The organism is Salinivibrio socompensis S35 (genome assembly GCF_000513715.1).
In the GTDB taxonomy this organism is placed as follows: Bacteria; Pseudomonadota; Gammaproteobacteria; order Enterobacterales; family Vibrionaceae; genus Salinivibrio; species Salinivibrio socompensis.
This window is the reverse complement of record NZ_AQOD01000102.1, coordinates 1-16,094: the sequence shown is the minus strand read 5'-3', so window position 1 is coordinate 16,094 and position 16,094 is coordinate 1. Positions and strand designations below refer to the sequence as shown.

At 50.4% G+C, this 16,094-nt stretch carries 15 protein-coding genes and 2 pseudogenes; 15 read left to right on the top strand and 2 right to left on the bottom strand.

The genetic code is table 11. The annotated features are described in order from the left end of the window. Nucleotides 1-227: 227 nt before the first annotated feature. Nucleotides 228-2,174 (bottom strand): ligand-gated channel protein, encoded by a 1,947-nt coding sequence (locus tag DZ54_RS0111500; protein ID WP_037354382.1) that lies wholly within the window; start codon nt 2,172-2,174, stop codon nt 228-230. A 205-nt stretch (nt 2,175-2,379) separates the two neighbouring features. Here DZ54_RS0111500 and DZ54_RS0111495 point away from each other — a divergent pair, with 205 nt between their 5' ends. From DZ54_RS0111495 to ruvX, 7 genes and pseudogenes are all read left to right on the top strand, one after another. Continuing rightward, nucleotides 2,380-3,300 carry a LysR family transcriptional regulator gene (locus DZ54_RS0111495; protein WP_025674230.1) on the top strand — a complete coding sequence of 307 codons (921 nt, stop codon included), beginning with the start codon at nt 2,380-2,382 and terminating at the stop codon, nt 3,298-3,300. 179 nt (nt 3,301-3,479) lie between these two features. Further along, nucleotides 3,480-4,633, top strand: a pseudogene (metK, locus tag DZ54_RS21215) (methionine adenosyltransferase). Between the two features lie 71 nt (nt 4,634-4,704). Beyond that, on the top strand, nt 4,705-5,196 hold the full coding sequence (locus tag DZ54_RS0111485) for a SprT family zinc-dependent metalloprotease (RefSeq protein WP_025674229.1): 492 nt from the start codon (nt 4,705-4,707) through the stop codon (nt 5,194-5,196). 119 nt (nt 5,197-5,315) lie between these two features. Next, nucleotides 5,316-6,047, top strand: coding sequence for a 16S rRNA (uracil(1498)-N(3))-methyltransferase (gene rsmE, locus DZ54_RS25250; RefSeq protein ID WP_025674228.1), 732 nt, complete (start codon nt 5,316-5,318; stop codon nt 6,045-6,047). Nucleotides 6,048-6,065: 18 nt separating this feature from the next. Next, on the top strand, nt 6,066-7,010 hold the full coding sequence (gene gshB, locus DZ54_RS25245; RefSeq protein ID WP_025674227.1) for a glutathione synthase: 945 nt from the start codon (nt 6,066-6,068) through the stop codon (nt 7,008-7,010). A gap of 87 nt (nt 7,011-7,097) precedes the next feature. After that, the gene (locus DZ54_RS0111470) at nt 7,098-7,664 is read left to right on the top strand and encodes a YqgE/AlgH family protein (protein ID WP_025674226.1); all 567 of its coding nucleotides are present in this window, start codon (nt 7,098-7,100) and stop codon (nt 7,662-7,664) included. Further along, nucleotides 7,661-8,107, top strand: a complete 447-nt coding sequence (gene ruvX, locus DZ54_RS0111465; protein ID WP_025674225.1) for a Holliday junction resolvase RuvX — start codon at nt 7,661-7,663, stop codon at nt 8,105-8,107. The genes DZ54_RS0111470 and ruvX overlap by 4 nt, the downstream gene beginning before the upstream one ends. On the opposite strand, the gene DZ54_RS0111460 is transcribed toward ruvX, so the two are convergent. Next, nucleotides 8,052-9,089, bottom strand: coding sequence for a type IV pilus twitching motility protein PilT (locus DZ54_RS0111460; protein ID WP_025674224.1), 1,038 nt, complete (start codon nt 9,087-9,089; stop codon nt 8,052-8,054). The two genes, ruvX and DZ54_RS0111460, sit on opposite strands and share 56 nt — an antisense overlap. Nucleotides 9,090-9,112: 23 nt before the next feature. Here DZ54_RS0111460 and DZ54_RS0111455 point away from each other — a divergent pair, with 23 nt between their 5' ends. The 8 genes and pseudogenes from DZ54_RS0111455 to rsmC all read left to right on the top strand — a co-directional run bounded on the left by DZ54_RS0111455 (nt 9,113) and on the right by rsmC (nt 15,895). Beyond that, nucleotides 9,113-9,814: a YggS family pyridoxal phosphate-dependent enzyme gene (locus DZ54_RS0111455; RefSeq protein ID WP_025674223.1), complete on the top strand. Its 702-nt coding sequence runs from the start codon at nt 9,113-9,115 to the stop codon at nt 9,812-9,814. A gap of 39 nt (nt 9,815-9,853) precedes the next feature. Next, nucleotides 9,854-10,672: a pyrroline-5-carboxylate reductase gene (gene proC, locus DZ54_RS0111450; protein ID WP_025674222.1), complete on the top strand. Its 819-nt coding sequence runs from the start codon at nt 9,854-9,856 to the stop codon at nt 10,670-10,672. A gap of 16 nt (nt 10,673-10,688) precedes the next feature. Then, nucleotides 10,689-11,243, top strand: coding sequence for a YggT family protein (locus DZ54_RS0111445; protein WP_025674221.1), 555 nt, complete (start codon nt 10,689-10,691; stop codon nt 11,241-11,243). 91 nt (nt 11,244-11,334) lie between these two features. Then, complete coding sequence (locus tag DZ54_RS0111440; RefSeq protein WP_051416013.1) at nt 11,335-11,775, top strand: DUF4426 domain-containing protein; 441 nt, start codon at nt 11,335-11,337, stop codon at nt 11,773-11,775. A gap of 29 nt (nt 11,776-11,804) precedes the next feature. Continuing rightward, the gene (gene rdgB, locus DZ54_RS0111435) at nt 11,805-12,401 is read left to right on the top strand and encodes an RdgB/HAM1 family non-canonical purine NTP pyrophosphatase (RefSeq protein WP_025674218.1); all 597 of its coding nucleotides are present in this window, start codon (nt 11,805-11,807) and stop codon (nt 12,399-12,401) included. Between the two features lie 3 nt (nt 12,402-12,404). Further along, a complete protein-coding gene (gene hemW / locus DZ54_RS0111430; RefSeq protein ID WP_025674216.1) occupies nt 12,405-13,559 on the top strand; it encodes a radical SAM family heme chaperone HemW in 1,155 nt (384 codons plus the stop codon). 121 nt (nt 13,560-13,680) lie between these two features. Next, on the top strand, nt 13,681-14,766 hold the full coding sequence (locus DZ54_RS0111425) for an AI-2E family transporter (RefSeq protein ID WP_037354378.1): 1,086 nt from the start codon (nt 13,681-13,683) through the stop codon (nt 14,764-14,766). A 107-nt stretch (nt 14,767-14,873) separates the two neighbouring features. Further along, nucleotides 14,874-15,895, top strand: a pseudogene (rsmC, locus tag DZ54_RS21210) (16S rRNA (guanine(1207)-N(2))-methyltransferase RsmC). Nucleotides 15,896-16,094: the final 199 nt, after the last annotated feature.

The window sequence follows — 16,094 nt, the reverse complement described above, 5'->3', positions numbered from 1 at the left end:
TTGCGACTCTTAATGCCATGTCCATCGGTGCTCGTTTAACGATGACACATAGTGTATCTCAAGCACGTAAAAGACGCACGTGTTGTGTGAGCCTTCTCACGCTCCTCGTGGATAAAACGCCGCGAAAAACGCCCGTCTGGCGATCTTCGAATACCAAGACGGCGCGGCAGTGTTATCGCTGTATCAACTGACTCATGAAAAAACACACACGATCATTGTATCAGCACTTAAAAGTGGATATTCATCCCCAACCAGTAACGACGCTCATCAGTGATATAACCATAATCGTCGTACTCAAGCGTGTTATCGAACAAGTTATAAATGGCACCTTGAAGCTCAATCGACTCGGTCAGTTGATAGTTCGCCCCTGTATCCACCATGGTATACCCAGGTTCAATATTGCTGCGCGATGATGGGCCGGTGACAGGGTCCATTTCTTTACCGCGATACGTGGCGCTGAGCCATGGGCGCAGTTGTTCCGTAGCTTGCCAATTCACTTCCCCATACGCGAGCTGCTGGGGGATTTGAGTTAAGGGTTGCCCCTTATAATCACCGGTTTTTTGCTCCGAGTCAGTGTAAGTATAGCTGGCACTCACATCGACCGTCTCCGTGACCGGCACGAAAACACTGGCTTCAACCCCTTGAGTGACCGCTTCGTCAACGTTAATCCGAGTAGTGGACGGTTTAGTTTGTAGGTTTCCATCTTTGTCTTTACCGACAGTAGGCGGACAGGTTGATTCTGGACAGGTCACACGTGTGATCTTGTCATCAAAATCATTATGGAAGGCGGTCAAAGAACCAGTGACGCCGTTATCGCCTTGATAGTTGATGCTTAGTTCTGAGTTAATGGAGGTTTCGGGCTCGAGATCAGGGTTGCCATAAATATTCCCTCCTCGGCTGACTTGTGCCCAATTCGGGGCAATTTCTCGCAGTTGTGGCGAGCGAAATCCGGTGGCGACCCCACCTTTCACGATCCAGCTATCGGTGAGCTGATAAACACCATACAAGCGTGGACTGGCGTGATAATCATAGTTTTCATCATGATCAACACGCAAGCCTAGCGTCACGCTGAACGGGTCAGTCACACGCCATTCATCCTCCACAAACAAGGCGGCCTGAGTATTGTCAATGTCAGTTTGGCTCGATGCTTGGTTAGAAGAAAAATCTTCCAACTTCGCTTTGTTCACCGAACCGCCGACAGTCAAAGTGTGTGTTTCAAAATCACGAATAAGACGGGTTTTAAACTCGGTGTTCTTAATCGTCATCTCACGACTTTTATTACGGCTTTGCTCGTACTGCAAGTGCGAATCTGACCAGCCCCACGTCCAATGCCCTTCATGCCCGAGGGCTATCGATTGCCGCCGATATTCATTATTGCTGTTTTCACAACTGCCTCGACACTGGCTATCATCCGTGGGTACGGTTTTGCCCATGTGGCCATTTCTTTCTTGCGAGCTGGCGCCCAAGTCCAAGGTCCACTGTTGAAAGTCGCTTGCATTGTAAGTCAACGAGGTAGAAAGACTACGTAAAGATTTGTCCTCGTAACCAAAGGTAATATCGTCTTCTTGGCGTTGAACATTTTGACCCGATACCGTCATCCCTAGCTTATCGCTTAAGGCGCCAGAAAGGTAAAAATTGGCGCTTTGCTCGTCGCCTGATGCCCGTTTTTCTTGTAGCAAGGTGCTTAATTGCACGTTGCCATGCCATTCGTGCTGATCACGACGGGTAATGATATTGATCACCCCTCCAATGGCGTCAGAGCCATACAAGGTCGACATCGGCCCCCGAATCACCTCTATGCGTTCAATCGCTTGTAGCGGCGGTAACCAACCTTGCTCAATGCCAGGCCCGTCGCTGTTCGGGCGTGTTTCGCGACTCGTGGTACGTTTTCCATCCACCAGCATCAGGGTATATTTTGAGCCCATCCCGCGAATGCTTATGTCCGTGGTATCACCACCTCCGGTCACTACCACGCCAGGAATACGTTTTAATGCATCCGTGACATCGCGATAATAACGATCTTCAAGTTGATCACGGCTAATCACACTGATACTCGCTGGCGCCTTTGCCGTGGCTTGTTCAAACCCTGACGCTGTGATCACCATGGATTCCGTATTTTGATCGCCCGCTTCTGCCGCATGAATGGCACTCACAGGCATACCGGCTAATACCATCCGAGAACAACGGGACGAAGACAACTGGACATAATCAACTCCATTTTGTGATAATGATTATTATTTGTTAAGTGATAATTATTCACAGTTAGGTGCGGGCGCATAGGGACAAAACAGGAACACCTCGTTCCAGTTATAGAACGAGGCTGTGATCATCATACCGAACCACTGATGTGGATCTTCACCGGAGTGAAAAAGGACCGTTATGCAGGACTTCTCCTCAATTCGTGCATTTGTTGCGTTATGTCATCATCAAAGCCTCACAGCGGCGGCAAAAGCACTCGGGCAGCCTAAATCGACAATCAGTCGCCGCTTAGCCCAACTCGAGACAGATATGGGGCAATCACTGACACAACGACAAGGAAACCGGCTAGTGTTAACCAAAGCGGGGGAGATTTTCTCTCACTACTGCCAACAAATGCTCGATTTAGCAGAGGAGAGTGAAGAAGCGATACAGGGGTTAAATAATCACCTTCAAGGTCCGATTGACGTGATTTGCCACCCAGGCATGATGCGTGGATGGGCTGGGCCATCGATTAATGCGTTTTTAGCTGAGCACCCCAAGGTGTCCATTACATTAACCAGTGAGGTGAGCGCGCCGCGTATCCAATCGGCTGATCTTATTATTTGGGCAGGCGATATCATGCTGCCGATGAACTGTCGCGCTGATACGCTAGGACAGTGGCAGTATGGTATTTACGCTGCACCACACTACGTGGCGCAACATGCTCCCTTCACGCATCCACGCGCGTTGGACGGCCATCCGTGGCTAGATGTCTTTGCCCTGCGACGACAAGGGTTGACGCTCTATAATCACGATAAAACCTATCACTTAAGCGCCATGCCAAGCCGCTTTAATTGCGATATGATAGCGATTCAATTAGATGCGATTGCGAATGGACAGGGCGTCGGACTCCTACCGATTTGGAGCGCGGCTGGCTATCAACAGCACCATCCGGATAAAATTATGCGGTGTTTACCTCAATGGCACTCAGCGCCTGTTCCGTTGCGCCTTTATTGCAGCGCTGGCCGCCTTCCTCTGCGTGTCGAATCACTCAAGTATTGGCTACAAGAAGCCGCTCCAGCACACTGGCAACCGGCGAGTTCGCCTCAGGCCGTTACCTAGTTCGACACGATACATAGACGTTTTTGCGATACCTAGAGACACGCCCTTGTGCATCAACTGACTTGCATTTATCATATTGGCGAATAAAATAGACGTCTAGCAGTTAATCCATCCGAGATGTTCGGCGAGACTGATAACTACGTATCGTCGATATTCTTGATAACCAATGAGAGTGTCACATGGCTAAGCACCTGTTTACCTCAGAGTCCGTCTCTGAAGGCCATCCTGATAAAATCGCCGATCAGATTTCTGATGCGGTCTTGGATGCTATTCTTGAGCAAGATCCCAAAGCGCGCGTTGCCTGCGAAACCTATGTAAAGACCGGTATGGTCATGGTAGGTGGGGAAGTAACAACCTCTGCCTGGGTCGATATTGAAGAGCTCACTCGCCAAACCGTGCGCGATATTGGTTACGTACACTCGGACATGGGGTTTGATGCCAATTCTTGTGCAGTATTGAATACCATTGGCAAGCAATCGCCTGACATTAACCAAGGTGTCGACCGAGCCGATCCGAAAGATCAAGGTGCTGGAGACCAAGGTATCATGTTTGGTTTTGCCACCAATGAAACCAATGTGCTGATGCCAGCTCCTATCACTTACTCACACCGTTTGGTCGAGCGTCAGGCGCAAGTACGTAAAGATGGCACCTTAGATTGGCTGCGCCTGATGCAAAAAGCCAGGTTACGTTCGCCTACGACAACGATAAAATCGCGGGTATTGATGCCGTTGTGCTCTCAACGCAACACTGCGACAGCATCTCAACCGACGATCTGCGCGAAGCGGTCATGGAAGAAATTATCAAGCCGGTATTACCCGCAGAGTGGCTGACCAAAGACACCAAGTACTTCATCAACCCAACTGGCCGCTTTGTGATTGGTGGTCCAATGGGAGATTGTGGGTTAACTGGCCGTAAGATCATTGTTGACACCTATGGCGGGGCAGCCCGTCACGGTGGCGGGGCTTTCTCGGGCAAAGATCCCTCAAAAGTGGATCGCTCTGCGGCTTACGCAGCCCGCTATGTGGCGAAAAACATCGTCGCAGCTGGCTTGGCTGACCGCTGTGAGATTCAATTGTCTTATGCCATTGGCGTCGCGGAGCCCACCTCCATCATGGTGGAAACCTTTGGTACCGAAAAAGTGGCACCTGAGGTGATCATTAAGGCGGTACGTGAGCACTTCGACTTGCGCCCTTACGGCCTGCAAGAAATGCTCGACTTGCTACAACCTATTTATAAGCAAACCGCCGCGTATGGTCATTTTGGTCGTGAGATCTTCCCGTGGGAGAAGACCGACAAAGCCGATGTATTGCGTGAGTTTGCCAAACTTGGTTAATCTGGTCTGATTCACTTTTTGCAAAGGGAAGCGTCGGCTTCCCTTTTTTAATTGCTGCTTGAGCCGAACTGATGCCTTCTCTTTCCGACACCTTAATAAAAACAGTCACCGACCGCGTTCATGCCTGTATTGATAGCGCCAATCTGCAATTGGGCCTTCAACTGGTTTACCCCCAGGTTGGCTTCACTTTGCGGGGCCGAGCCGCTGGCACCGCTCACCCAACAGAGTGGCGCTTACGCTTTAACCCAATATTACTCCAACAAGCCACCGACGATTTTTTGCATGAGGTGATCCCACACGAAGTGTGTCATTTAGTGGCTTTTGCTCTGCATGGACGCGTCAAACCTCATGGCCCAGAATGGCGCGACCTGATGACCAACCTGTTTAATGCTCCTGCGAACACGACCCACCGGCTGGATATCACGACGGTACAAGGGAAAACCTTCCCGTATCAGTGCCGATGTGGACCCGTGGCCTTGACAGTACGACGGCATCATAAAGTCCAGCGAGGTCAAGCAACCTATCGGTGCAAGCAATGCCAACAAATACTGATACCAATCTAGCTATTTGCTTTTCCGTTCACCGCCCCCATATTATGGGCAGATTCCCTATTCACGCACCACGTATCGCCACCGGTAGCCATGTTACACTGGAGGCTGATTGATAATGGAAAGCGAACACCATGCGAATTCCCCGAATTTATCATCCGGTGCCTTTACCTTCTCAAGGCACGGTGACCTTAAGCGATGAAGCGGCGAATCACCTAGGCCGCGTATTAAGAATGCAAGTAGAACAACCAATTCTACTTTTTGATGGTCATGGGGCACAGTTTCGCGCCACCTTGACGCAAATCAGTAAGAAACATGTCACCGCCGCCATCACGGCCCGCGAAGACGTGGGGGTTGAATCGCCATTAGATTTCGAACTGGGCCAGGTTATATCTCGTGGTGAGAAGATGGAATTTACCATTCAAAAATCGGTCGAGTTAGGAGTCAATACCATCACACCGCTGTTGTCTGCGCGATGTGGCGTCAAACTTAACGCCGAACGGCTCGAGAAAAAACGCCAACAATGGCAAAAGATCGCCATCGGTGCCTGCGAGCAAAGTGGACGCAATGTCGTCCCTATCATCAACCCGGTGATCAATTTAGACACCTGGTGCCAGCAGGCATTTGATGGACTGAGGCTCAACTTGCATCCTCGCGCACCATATTCCATCAATACGCTGCCTGACGCCCCTTCCAAGCTACGCTTGCTGATTGGGCCGGAAGGTGGGTTATCAGACGAAGAAATAGCCATGACACGTGACCATGGTTTTGAAGAAATTTTATTGGGCCCACGGGTCCTGCGTACCGAAACCGCGGCATTGACAGCCATTACGGCGCTGCAGGTACGTTTTGGTGACCTCGGTTAATCGGCAAACAGGAGAAACATGATGAAAATAGGTGTGGTGATGGATCCCATTGAGGCCATCAGTGTGAAAAAAGACTCCACGTTTGCCATGATGTTGGCGGCACAACAACGCGGCTGGGAAATACATACGATTTCGATGAACGATATGTCGATGCTGCAGGGTGAACCGAGTGCTCGCACCCAAACCGTGAGTGTCATAGATGATCCCAACCACTGGTATCAGATTCACCAAACGCAAACTCTCCCGCTGCGCGAATTTGATGCGATCTTGATGCGAAAAGATCCGCCCTTTGATACCGAATATATCTATGCGACCTACATGCTCGAGCGTGCCGAAGAAGCCGGCGTTTTAATTGTGAACAAGCCGCAAAGCTTGCGTGACTGTAACGAAAAGCTGTATACCGCGTGGTTCCCAGAACATACGCCCACCACCTTGGTCACGCGACGGGCTGACGAAATCCGATCCTTTCAGGCTGAACATGGTGACGTCATTTTAAAACCACTCGATGGCATGGGCGGCGCCTCTATTTTCCGAGTGAAGCAAAGCGACCCTAATCTTGGCGTGATCATTGAAACACTCACCGAGCATGGCCAACGTTTTTGCATGGCACAAACGTTCGTCCCTGACATCAGTAACGGTGACAAGCGTATTCTGATTGTGGACGGCGAACCGATTCCTTACTGTTTGGCCCGCATCCCGGCAGAAGGCGAGACACGCGGTAACCTTGCCGCTGGCGGTCGGGGTGAGGCACGTCCCTTATCAGAAACTGATTGGGCAATCGCACGCGCAATCGCCCCGACGTTGAAAGAAAAAGGGCTGATATTCGTTGGACTCGATGTGATCGGCGATAAACTCACAGAAATCAATGTCACCAGCCCAACCTGTATCCGCGAGATTGATGCCGCCTATGACATTTCCGTTGGAGACATTTTGATGGAAGCGATCGCCAAGCGCTGCCAATAAAATAGAGGCGCATTGCGCCTCTATTATTACCCAAAAACACACTTTTTGCGCACACTTAACGTGAGCGCACAAATAGGAGACGGCGATATGGATCTGAAAAATCACTTTTTAATCGCAATGCCGAGCATGGCCGATAGCCGTTTTCAACAGGGTGTTATCTACGTGTGTGAGCATAACCATGACGGCGCCATGGGATTAATGATCAATCACCCTATTAACTTATCCGTAGGCAAAATGCTGGATCAAATTGACGTGGCGCGCGACTTGCCGCTCTCCGATACAACAGAAAGCCTGACTCAATCCGTTTTATTTGGCGGGCCAGTGTCTGAAGACCGAGGGTTTGTGCTTCACCCTGCTAATTGTTCGTATGGCACCAGTGTACCCTTATCGGATCAATTAGCCGTGACTACCTCAAAAGATATTTTGTCGATTCTCGGCACTGAGCAACAACCGGAACAGTTTGTGGTAGCGTTGGGTTACGCAGGCTGGGAGGCCGGGCAGCTTGAGCAAGAGTTAGCTGAAAACAGCTGGCTAACGTTGGAGGCCGATCCTAAAGTCATTTTTGATACGCCTGTTAACCAACGTTGGCAAAAAGCACTCGACCAGCTCGGCATTGACGCCGCCAACCTTTCTTCACAAGTAGGACACGCATGAACGCACAAACCGTGATGGGTTTTGATTACGGGGTAAAGAGCATTGGCGTTGCCATTGGCCAGTCGTTAACCGGTACCGCTCGCCCTTTATGCGCGTTAAAAGCGCGCGATGGGATTCCCAACTGGGATAACATTGACGCCTTATTAAAAGAATGGCAACCCGATTATTTAGTGGTTGGGCTGCCGTTGGACTTACAAGGCGCGCCACTCGAGACCATCACACCGAGAGCGAAGAAATTTGCCAATCGGTTACATGGTCGCTTTGGTTACCCGGTCTCGTTACACGATGAGCGCCTGTCTACCCGAGAAGCCCGATCCGCGCTTTTCGAGCAAGGTGGCTACAAAGCCTTGGGCAAAGGGGCGGTCGACGCTCAATCCGCCGTTGTGATCATTGAAAGCTGGTTTGAGCGCCAATACGCTGAGCCGTTCGAGTCGCCGGAATGATCCCTTGGTCAGCGAGCCGCGTCATGGCTTGTTCCATGGTTTGCATGCCGTGGCTGGCGCCTGTTTGAATCATAGAGGTCATCTGCGCCACCTTGTCTTCACGGATAAGGTTCGCAATAGCAGGAGTGACTTTCATGATTTCATACGCTGCGACTCGCCGACCTTGCATATTTTTGACCAATTGTTGCGACACCACCGCCTGTAAGGAGGCCGACAACATCGAACGGACTAAGGGCTTATCATTCCCTGGAAACACATCGATAATCCGGTCAACGCTTTTTGCCGCACTCGCGGTATGTAACGTGGCAAAGACCAGATGACCGGTTTCTGCGGCCGTCAGCGCCAAACTGATGGTTTCTAAATCTCTTAACTCACCCACCAAAATCACATCAGGATCCTCCCGCAACGCCGAACGCAACGCATTTTGAAATGATTGTGTATCACGATTCACTTCCCGCTGGTTCACCAAGCTTTGTTGCTGCGGATGGATAAACTCAATCGGGTCTTCAATGGTGAGAATATGCTTTTGCTGATGACGGTTAATATGTTCAATCATCGCTGCCAGCGTGGTGGATTTGCCCGACCCCGTTGGCCCTGTCACCAATACCAACCCCTGAGTGAGGGAAGCGAGTTCCGTGAAAACAGAAGGGGCGTTTAAAGTTTCCAGTGTCGGCACACCCTCAGGGATCACCCGAAATACGGCCGCGCATCCATGTTGCTGTTGAAACGCGTTCACCCGAAATCGGCCAACCGAAGCCAGCTCAAACGAAAAGTCCACTTCCCATTCGGTCGTAAATGTTTGTTGCTGAACCGGGTTCATCACCTCGGTAATTAATTGCTCGACCACTTGATGGCTTTGCACGGGTAGACTGAGCTTGCGCACATCGCCATCTACCCGCACCATAGGCGGCACCCCAGCAGAAAGATGTAGATCTGACGCGCGATGCTTTACACTAAAGGCCAATAGCTCAGTAATTTCCATTCATTTTCCTCGCAGAATCAGGTATGTGTAATATTAAGCAGAATATTCAACAGGTCAGGGAACAAATAGACCAAGCAACACAAAAATGCGGCCGACCCGATCATTCAGTGCAGTTACTTGCGGTCAGTAAAACCAAACCTATCGAGGCGATCGCAGAAGCAATCGCAGCGGGTCAAACCGCATTTGGCGAAAACTACGTGCAGGAAGGTGTGGAAAAAGTGGATTACTTTGCCACGCATCACCCAAATGCAAGGATTGAGTGGCACTTTATTGGCCCGATTCAGTCAAACAAGACGCGTTTAATCGCCAGTCACTTTGATTGGATCCACTCGGTTGATCGGTTAAAAATTGCAAAACGTCTGAGTGAGCAACGCCCCGCGCACTTGCCACCACTGAATGTTTTAGTGCAAGTGAATACCAGCGGCGAGGCGTCTAAATCAGGGATAACACTGGATGACGCCATGGATCTGATTGAATCCATACACACCTTGCCCAATCTTACTGTGCGAGGGTTAATGTCAATCCCTCAACCAGAAACAGATTATCAGCGCCAATGTGCCGCGTTTGAGCCTTTAGCGACCGCGTTTGATTCGCTCCGCACACACACGCCAATGTTTGATACCCTATCGATGGGCATGAGCGGGGATATGGACGCAGCGATCGCATGTGGTAGCACCATGGTAAGAATCGGCACCGCCGTGTTCGGCGCACGCAATTATCCATAACAACCCACACAGTATACGAGAACAACAGGAACCGAATTGATGGAACATCGCCCTCTCACCTTTATTGGGGCTGGCAACATGGCTCGCTCAATCATTGCCGGATTAGTGGCTGCGGGATATCCAGCCTCTGCCATTACCGCCGCGTCCCCCAGCGCGCATCCACACGATGTGCTGACAATGCAATATGGGATCCAGACCACGACGGATAACCTTCACGCTTGCCAACAGGCGGATGTGATCGTTCTAGCGGTCAAACCTCAATTAATGGCAAAGGTATTAAGCGACTTGCCAGCGGTTGACTGGTCGTCGAAAATGGTGATCTCGATAGCCGCTGGCATCAATGTTACGCGTCTTAATCAGATGGCTGGCACGTCACTCAACTTGGTGCGCGTGATGCCGAATACGCCTTCGCTGGTGGGTAAAGGCATGAGTGGTCTTTACGCATCACCAGGCGTGACGCAACCTGATCAAGACTATGCCTCAGCGCTGATGAAAGCAGTGGGTGATGTCTGCTGGGTCGATGACGAGGCGAGTATTAATGGTGTGATTGCGGCGGCAGGCAGTGCGCCGGCCTATTTTTTCCGCTTTATGGAAGCCATGCAGCAAGAAGCCATTCGCCAAGGCTTTACTGACCAGCAAGCCAGGGCGTTGGTACAGCAAGCCGCATTAGGAGCGGCAGAGATGGTGGCCGCAAATGCAGACACTACGATTGGCGAGCTCCGCGAGCAGGTGACCTCAAAAGGGGGAACCACTGCAGAAGCGTTGCGGGTCTTCGACCAGCACAATATTAGCGATATAGTAGCACAGGCCATGCAAGCGGCGGTGAGCCGTGCTGAGCAAATGGAACAAGAATTTTAATCACTAAGGCGACGATATGAATGCAATGACCTTTCTGATCAACACCGCGTTTGATCTCTACATCATGGTGGTGTTACTCCGTGTATGGCTACAGTGGTCCCGGGCCGATTTTTATAACCCGTTCTCTCAATTTGTGGTGAAGGCGACCCAACCCGTTGTGGGCCCGCTGCGTCGGATGGTGCCAGCACTCGGGGGGCTCGATCTCGCGACCGTCCTCTTTGCTTATCTGCTGATGGTCGCTAAATTTGTGGCACTGGATTTAGTCGCCGGCAATCCATTGGCAATGAGTTCAGGAATGTTCCTATTTTCTGCCATCGCACTGCTTAAAGCGGCCGGTAAACTCCTATTCTGGGTGCTGATTCTACGCGCCATCCTCAGCTGGGTCAGCCAAGGTAATAACCCGGTTGAGCATGTGTTTCATCAATTAACCGAACCGGTTTGCGCCCCAGTGCGTCGCATCCTCCCCCCTATCGGTGGACTGGATCTCAGTATTTTGGTGATCTTTATCGCGTTACAATTTATTAATATGTTAATTGGCGATTTGGTCGGCCCAGTTTGGTATGCCCTATAAGGGATAAGCGCCTCATCCTGACAAAGATCGGGCTGAGGCGCTCATGCGTACTGGTTCCAGTACGCTCACGTGATCATAACAAGGATAGATTATGCGTAACCTCATTGCTTTGATGATTAGCCTGTGTGGCATGGTCATGACCCCAGCTTGGGCGGGCCAGTTTAAAGAAGTCGGCGAATTAGAGGTGCACTACAACACCTTATCAACGGCGTTTTTAACCCCTAACATCGCGAAGCAATATGATATTACCCGCAGCGGCTACCGTGGGCTGGTCAATATCGCGGTTCTCGACACCATGCAGCTTGGAAAGCCGGCGATTGCCGCCGAGGTCCAAGGCCAAGTCAAAAACTTGGTCGGTAACACTCGTGAACTCAACTTTACCGAGATCCGCGAGGGCGATGCGATTTATTACATTGCGACCTTTGCCGCGGATGATGAAGAAACCTATCGCTTTCACATTGATCTCAACGCAGCGGGTAACCGCAGTGCTTCCTTCAATTACAATTACACGTTTTACGTCGACACGCCCTGAAAAGGGGTGACACACAATAGGTAACCGACATGAATAAAGTTGTGCTGGCAACCGGCAATGCAGGCAAAGTCAAAGAGATGGCCGGGCTACTCGGCGAATTTGGTTTTGAGGTCCTACCGCAAAGTGATTTTGCGGTGACAGAAGCTGACGAAACAGGGACCACGTTTATTGAAAATGCCATCATTAAAGCCCGCCACGCGGCAAAACTGACTGGGCTTCCCGCCATTGCCGATGATTCTGGCCTTGAAGTGGATGCGTTAAAAGGTGCGCCTGGGGTTTATTCTGCCCGCTATGCTGGCGATGATGCCAAAGATGCCGATAATGTCGCCAAGCTGCTTGAAGCGATGCATGATACAGACACGGATGCACGCCAAGCACGTTTTCATTGCGTGTTAGTGTATATGCGCCATGCCAACGATCCAACGCCACTGGTCTGTCATGGTGTTTGGGAAGGTCAGATAGCGCATGCACCACAAGGTGACAACGGCTTTGGCTACGATCCCGTGTTTTTGCCTCATGATCAGCAATGCACCGCCGCAGAAATGCCTGCGTCAGAGAAAAAACAACGCTCACATCGCGGTCAAGCCCTCAACGCCTTATTCCAAGCCTTAAAAGCGTCGCAATAACCCATGATCCCATTAAGTTTGTATGTACACATCCCGTGGTGTGTACAAAAATGCCCGTATTGTGACTTTAACTCGCACACTCAAAAAGGGGCGATCCCAGAAGACGATTATATCGATGCGCTGCTCGACGATCTCGACACCGATCTGGCCGCTTATCCTTCAATGGTAACGCGTCCATTGCACTCTATTTTTATCGGTGGCGGCACACCAAGCCTGATGTCTCCCGCACAGATTGATCGTTTGCTCTCTGGGGTCAATGCGCGACTGACCCCCAGCGACAATATGGAAGTCACCATGGAGGCCAACCCAGGCACCGTTGAAGCCGATAAATTTATTGGTTATCGTCAAGCTGGCGTGACCCGCATATCCATTGGCGTACAAAGCTTTTCTGCCGACAAACTTACCCGCTTAGGTCGTATTCATGGTCCTGGCGAGGCAGAGCGGGCTGCTCACCTTGCCCACCAAGCGGGACTGACGAGCTTTAATCTCGATCTAATGCATGGTTTACCCGATCAGTCCGAACAAGAAGCGCTCAGCGATTTGGATCAAGCCATTGCCTTGAAGCCCCCGCATATTTCTTGGTATCAACTAACTATCGAGCCCAATACTCAGTTTTATTCCAAACCTCCCACGCTGCCAGAAGAAGACACCTTATGGGACATCTTTGATCAAGGCCATCAACGACTGACCGACGCGGGATATGTACAATACGAGACCTCCGCCTATAGCTTGCCAGGCCACCAATGTGCACATAACCTCAACGTACTGGTCGTTTGCGGAGAGTATTTAGGGATCGGCTGTGGGGCGCATGGCAAATTAACCTTGCCGGACGGTGAACAACTTCGTTTACTACGCACTGTCAAGGTGAAGCATCCGCGAGGTTATCTCGATCCCGATAAAGCCTACCTCACCGATAGCCAGTGGGTAAAACATACCGATCTTGGGTTTGAGTTTTTCATGAACCGCTTTCGCTTGCTCGAACCCTGCCCCAAAGCCGATTTTGTCAGTCATACCGGGCTGCCGCTCTCGCATCTCGCCGCGCCTATTTCTCAAGCCTGTGAGCAAGGCTTGATTACAGAAACAACCACCCATTGGCAAATCACGCCCAAAGGTAAATTGTTTCTCAATGATCTGTTGGCCATTTTTTTAGCGGACTAATGCAACAAACCGTGTGTTAAGGTGCCTATACTTTAGGCGCCTTTGCCTGCTCTAGGGCCTTGTATGCCAGGTGAACCATAAGGCGATCTTAACCACTCAACAAGCTAAAAAGGATACCCCTGTGACTCCGTTATTTCGCGCTGAGCCGAAACATTGGACCTTAATCGCGGCCCTTATCATCGCTGTTTATGCCTGTTACCTTCTTATCGAACCCTACATTGGCGCGATTGTGCTCGCCTTTATCGTCTCGTTGCTTTTTTTCCCTGTCCACAAGCGCATCGAAGAAAAAATCGGTCAGCGGCCGAATATGGCCTCAGTGCTCTCCTGTATTCTGATCACTTTTATTATTTTTATTCCACTGACCGTGGTGGCCGGTGCAATCATTGAACAAGGTGTGAGCTTTTTTACCCGCAGCTATGAATGGCTCAATAACGGAGGCGCTAGACAACTGATCAATAACCCGCAAATTCAATCGACTTTGCACTTTACCAATCAGTGGCTGCCGTTTGATGTCATCGATCCACAAGAAACCGTCAAAAAGCTCGCGGCGTGGATGTCCTCTTTTAGTGGCCAAATGCTTGAATTCAGTTCTGGGGTGCTCGGTGATGTCACTGACTTTTTTATCACCTTTATGCTGATGTTGTTTGTGCTGTTTTTTTTACTGCGCGATCACGACAACATTATTCAGACATTGCGTCATGTCATCCCTTTATCACGCAGCCAAGAAGATCAACTGCTCGATGAAGTGGAGAAAGTGGCCAAGTCGGCCGTACTCGGTTCATTCCTCACCGCATTAGCACAAGGGGCCGCTGGCGGCTTAGCCATGTGGGCAGTAGGCCTACCGGCGCTGTTTTGGGGCACCATGATGGCCTTTGCCTCTTTTATCCCTGTCGTCGGGACGGCACTCATCTGGCTACCGACAGTATTGTATCTCGCCGTGATGGGTGATTGGCAGTGGGCACTCGCACTCCTGGTATGGAGCGTGGTGGTGGTCGGCTCCATTGATAACATACTGCGTCCTTTCCTGATGCAAGGGAACTCCGGCATGAACACCCTGCTTATCTTTTTCTCACTATTGGGAGGCTTACACCTCTTTGGCTTAATGGGACTGATTTACGGCCCGATTATCTTTTCGCTGACCTTGGTATTATTCCGGATGTATGAATTCGAGTTTGAACATTTTCTTGATCGCCAAGACAATGCGTAATGCGTTAAAGATTGGCCTGGTGCATGCTTTATGGGAAAATCCGGCTCCCAATGCGCCAGGTTATGTCGGCGCGCTTTACCACCGTCGATAATGCAAAGAGAACAAACATGACCCTCACGGCTCCCAGTGAAATTGCTCAGCGTCACCTTTCGTTGTTTGACAACAAACACCTACTTTTGGCGGGAAAGCTCGAAGATGACTTTGTCCAACAATTATCGCAACGTGCCGCGAGTGTCACTGTCTTTACGACACATCACGGTTTCGCCACACGTCAGAAAAAAGCATCGATTACTGTTCATGCAGGCGCTACCCTAGAGATCGATCAACACATTGATATCGTGCTATTTTATTGGCCCAAAGCAAAAGCGGAAGCCGATTACTTACTCGCGATGTTGACCCATACATTGGGAAAAGGCGTTGATTGGATGGTGGTTGGCGAAAATCGTAGTGGGATAAAAAGCATTGAAAAGCGCTTCGCTCCCTACGGCCCCATCAGTAAACATGACGCTGCGCGGCGCTGCAGTATGTATTACGGCACCTGCTACACCCCGGCAAGCTCTTTTTCGTTGGAAGACTGGTTTACCGATTATCCATTAACCATCGGCAACACATCACTAACGATCCGTGCGTTGCCTGGTGTGTTTAGCCAAAAAAGCTTAGATGATGGCACCGAATTACTGCTTCGTCATCTCCCGTCGATTAAGGGAAACATTTTAGATATAGGTTGCGGGGCGGGCGTGATTGGGAGCTATATCCTCGCCACTCACCCTGATTGCCAAGTGACGCTTGTGATGTCAACTATCTAGCAATTACATCTAGCCAAGCCACACTCGCAATCAACGGCTTAGAGGGGCAAGTATTGTCTTCCGATATGCTTGATGCCGTCGAGGCAAAGTTTGATACCATCATTAGCAATCCCCCTTTCCATGAAGGGCTAGAAACGCGTTATTCCCCGACTGAATCCTTGTTGCGTAACGTCCCCTCTCACCTAACCATGGGCGGCCAGCTGATTATTGTGGCCAACAGCTTTTTACGTTATCCACCGATTATCAAAGACAGTCTCGGACAATGCGACACTCTCGCTAAAACCCGACGTTTCGCGGTCTATCAAGCGTATAAAATACAGTAGTTAATCTCATACGAACTGGCTGCATCTGGCAGCCAGATTCATCATCGCAAACTGACTTAAATAAAAAAGCCCTGACCGTCAGGCCAGGGCTTCATAGACTTCTCGTCCAGGTTTTAAAACCATAAAAAAGCCCCGACCGTGAGGTCAGGGCTTGATGTTTTTTATCATAGTCTTACGCATATCTGCTTTGATAATTAAA